Here is a 3,788-nt window from a genome sequence, read left to right as displayed (position 1 = left end):
GCGTCGGACCCGCCGCAGCCCCGGGAGCCCCCTGAGCCCTCGGGATCCGCGGCCGGCCCGGCAGCGGGTGGCGGCACGGGATGCAGCAGCGCGCGCAGGTGGGTCAGGTCGATGGCGCCGCTCGGATGCACCCGGACGGTCTGCACGCTGCCCCCGTGCAGTTCGGCGGCGGCGTACGCCGCGGCGAGGACGGCCGGGTGCTCGGTGGCCCCGACCAGGACGCGCCGCCGGTGCGGGGGCGCCGTGGCGAGCACGCCCGCGATCGCCAGGTTGGCCGCCTCGGTCGCGCCGCTGGTGAACACCACGTCGCGCGGGCGCGCGCCGGCCAGGGCGGCCACGTCGCGACGGGCCCGTTCGACCAGCCGGGCGACAGCCTGACCCGCCGGGTGCGGGCTCGCCGGGTTGGCGAAGTGCTCCCGCAGCAGCGGCAGCATGGCGTTGAGGACCTCGGGATCGACCGGCGTCGTCGCGTTGTGGTCGAGGTAGATCACGGGGTGCCCCCCGGGCCGCAGTCCGGGCAGGCCGGGTCGCGCCGGGTCCGCGGGGTGCGCAGGTCGACGTCCCACAGGTCGAGATGGACGAGGCGGCCGACCGCCGGCTCGGCGAACCCGCCGGCGACCTTGAGGGCCTCCGTCGCGGCCAGGCAGCCCACCGTGCCGGCGACGGCGCCGAGCACCGGGAAGCCGAGCGGCTCCCAGGCCGGGTCGCCTTCGGGAAACACGCAGCGCAGGCACGGCTCCCCCGGCCGGACCACCATCAGGTAGGCCTCGGTGGCGTTCATCGCGGCGACGACCAGCGGCACCCCCGCCCGCACGCACAGCCGGTTGATCAGGTATCGCTCGGGGAAGTTGTGCCGGGCGTCGACGACGACGTCCGCCTCGGCGATCAGGCCGGGCACGGCCGAGTCCGCGAGGTCGCGGTCCACCGCGACGATCTCGACGCCCGGGTGATGGGCGCGCAGGGTGTCCGCCGCGCAGCGGACCCGGGGTTCGCCGATCTGCTCCGGCCGCATGAGCGTCTGCCGGTTCAGGTCGGGCTCGGCCAGGTCGCCCGGGTGGATCAGGATGAGGCGGCCGACCCCGGCGGCGGCCAGGTAGGTCGCGGCCGCCCCGCCGACGCCGCCGACGCCGGCCACCAGCACCGTCGCCCGACTCAACCGTCGCTGGGCCGCCACCCCGAAGCCGGGGATGCTCACCTGCCGGTCGAAGCGCCGGGACGTCTCGGCCGTGGGCGGGGCCGCCTGGGCGGGCAGGATCCGCGCGGGCGGGCCGGGGCACATCGACCGCAGGCGCGGGTGAGAGTGAGATCGGGCAGTGACCATCGAGCTCTCCGCGGATTCGGCAGGACGGGTGGGAAGGCGAACCGGTCAGGCGGGTCAGGACCGGACTCGGGTCAGGGCCGGACTCGGGTCAGGGGCCGAACGGCTCAGGGGCGCTGGGTGGCGGCGCCGGGTGGCCGGCAGGTCCGCGGACTCGCGGTCATCCGACGCCGTCGCCCCCGGCCGGGCGGGCGGGCGCCTCAGGAGACCAGCGCGACCCGGCCGATCTCGGGCAGCTCCTGCCGGAGCCGGGCCTCGATCACGCCGGTCAGCGTGGCGTTCGCGCTGGAGCAGCCGCCGCAGGCGCCGGTCAGGCGCAGGTGCACCTCGGCGGAGCCGGGCTGCCCGCCCCCGGCGAGGACGGCGACGACCTCGGCGTCCCCGCCGTCCCCGCGCAGCATCGGGCGGATCTCTTCCATGATCTCCTCGACCTGCTCGCGCAGCTTCGCGTCGGCCGCGGTGCGCTCGGGATCGTCGGACGAGCCGAACGACGATCCGCAGCCGCAGGAGCTCTTCGCGTTCGGGTTGGCGAAGGTGAAGCCGGAGGAGGTCAGCGTCTCGGTGTAGTCGACCCGCATCCCGCGCAGCAGGTCGACGCTGGAGGTGTGCACGACGACGTCGAAGCCGTCCTGCGGCAGCACGACGTCGCCGGTCTCGGCGCCGGGCACCAGCGCCAGCTTGTAGGTGTAGCCGGAGCAGCCGCCCGGGTCGACGCCGATGCGCAGGGCGAAGCCCTCGGTGCCCTGGGTCGAGCCGAGCAGGTGGCGCACCTGCGCCACGGCCTTGTCGGTCAGTTCGATGACGGTGGCGGTCGCGGTCATGGGGTGCCTACCTCCGCAGGGGCGCGGTCCGTGACGAGGCGGGCGCCGGCTTCGGCCACCGCCTTGTCGATCAGGTCGTAGATCTCGATCGGCTCGATGCCGGCCTCCTCGAGCGCCTCGCGCGGCCCGAGGCCGATCTTGCTGCACAGCACGGCGGCGCAGTCGGAGAGCATCTCGATGGTGCGGTCGAGCTTCGAGGCGTCCTCGTCGCAGTCGGACGGGCCGTTGCAGTAACGGTCGACGTCGCGGGTCTGCACGAGCCGGGCCCAACCGGGGCCGGCCTCGTAGATCCAGAACTCGCCGGCGTGGCCGAAGTGCTGGTTGACGACGCCGCTGCCCTTGGTGGCGACGGCGACGAGGACAACCTCGTCCGGCCGGACGGGCTCGGCCACCGGCGCGTCGGGGGTGCGCGCGCCGGTGGAGATGTTGAGGGTCTGCCGGGTCGCGGCGACCTCGGTACGCCAGCGCTCGATCTCCTCGTGTGCCTGCTGGCGGCCGGCGAGGTCGTAGGCGATCTCGCGGCCCCGGAACGTCTCGGGCAGGAACTCGTCGCCGCGGTCCTCGCCGAGCAGGCCGACCGCGTCGGCGCGGCACTGCCGGCAGTGGCGCATCATGTTCATCTCGGCGCCGTCGTCCTGCTCGCACCGGTCCTGCAGCGCCTTGAGTTCCTGCGGGGTCGGGCCGCGCTGGCCGGTCAGGCCGAAGACGGTGCCGTGCTCGGGCGCCGAGACCAGCGGCATCACGTTGTGCAGGAAGGCGCCGAGCCCCTTGACGGTCCGGGAGACCTCGACGAGGTGCTCGTCGTTGATCCCGGGGATCAGCACCGAGTTGACCTTGCAGAGGATCTTCCGCTCGGTCAGCGCCGCGAGCCCAGCGAGCTGCTGCTCGGAGAGGATCTTCGAGGCCTCCCGGCCGGTGTACCGCTTGCCCCGCCAGGCGACCCACGGGTAGATCCGCTCGCCGACCTCGGGGTCGATCATGTTGATCGTGATCGTCACGTGGTCGACGTTGAGGTCGGCGATCCGGTCGACGAACTCCGGCAGGCGCAGGCCGTTGGTCGACAGGCACAGCTTGATGTCCGGGCAGTCCCGGGCCACCAACTCCATCGTGCGCAACGTCGGCTTCGGGTTCGCCAGCGGGTCGCCGGGCCCGGCGATCCCCAGCACGCTCATCTGCTTGATCTCGCTGGCGACCAGCTTGACCTTGGCGAGCGCGTCCTCGGGAGTCAGCAGGGTGCTCGTGACGCCCGGCCGGCTCTCGTTGGCGCAGTCGAACTTCCGGTTACAGAAGTTGCACTGGATGTTGCAGCCGGGCGCGACCGCGACATGCATGCGGGCGTAGTACTGGTGCGCCTCGGCGCTGTAGCACGGGTGGTTGGCGATCTTCTCGGCGATCTCCGGGTCCTGCACGGGAGCGCTGGTGCCGCAGCTCGTCGTGCTCTTGCAGCCGCCAGCCGAAGCGGACGCCTGCGCACTGCGCCGGGGGAGCCCGCCGGCGGTGGCGGCAGCGACCACCGGCAGCGCGACCGGCTCCCCCGTCACCGTCGGCCGTCCTTCGCGCCGGGCGTGCCGGCGCCGACGGTCTTACCCGCGGGCTTGGCCGCGGGCTTGGCCGGCGGCGTGGGCTTGGCCGGCGGCGTGGGCTTGGCC

At 74.1% G+C, this 3,788-nt stretch carries 4 protein-coding genes; all 4 read right to left on the bottom strand.

Annotation, left to right across the window (positions count from 1 at the left end; translation table 11 throughout):
• A partial coding sequence (locus ND748_RS27570; protein ID WP_251749125.1) for an aminotransferase class V-fold PLP-dependent enzyme occupies positions 1–491 on the bottom strand: 491 nt, incomplete at its 3' end.
• The gene (locus ND748_RS27565; protein WP_251749124.1) at positions 488–1,321 is read right to left on the bottom strand and encodes a HesA/MoeB/ThiF family protein; all 834 of its coding nucleotides are present in this window, start codon (positions 1,319–1,321) and stop codon (positions 488–490) included. The genes ND748_RS27565 and ND748_RS27570, both read right to left, overlap by 4 nt.
• A 197-nt stretch (positions 1,322–1,518) precedes the next feature.
• Entirely contained in the window at positions 1,519–2,139 is a 621-nt protein-coding gene (locus tag ND748_RS27560) for an iron-sulfur cluster assembly accessory protein (protein WP_251749123.1), read from the bottom strand.
• The gene (gene nifB, locus ND748_RS27555) at positions 2,136–3,680 is read right to left on the bottom strand and encodes a nitrogenase cofactor biosynthesis protein NifB (RefSeq protein WP_251749122.1); all 1,545 of its coding nucleotides are present in this window, start codon (positions 3,678–3,680) and stop codon (positions 2,136–2,138) included. Before nifB ends, ND748_RS27560 begins: the two co-directional genes overlap by 4 nt.
• Positions 3,681–3,788 lie beyond the last annotated feature (108 nt).

This window comes from Frankia sp. AiPs1 (genome assembly GCF_023716945.1).
Lineage (GTDB): Bacteria > Actinomycetota > Actinomycetes > Frankiales > Frankiaceae > Frankia.
This window is presented reverse-complemented; position numbering and strand designations above follow the sequence as displayed.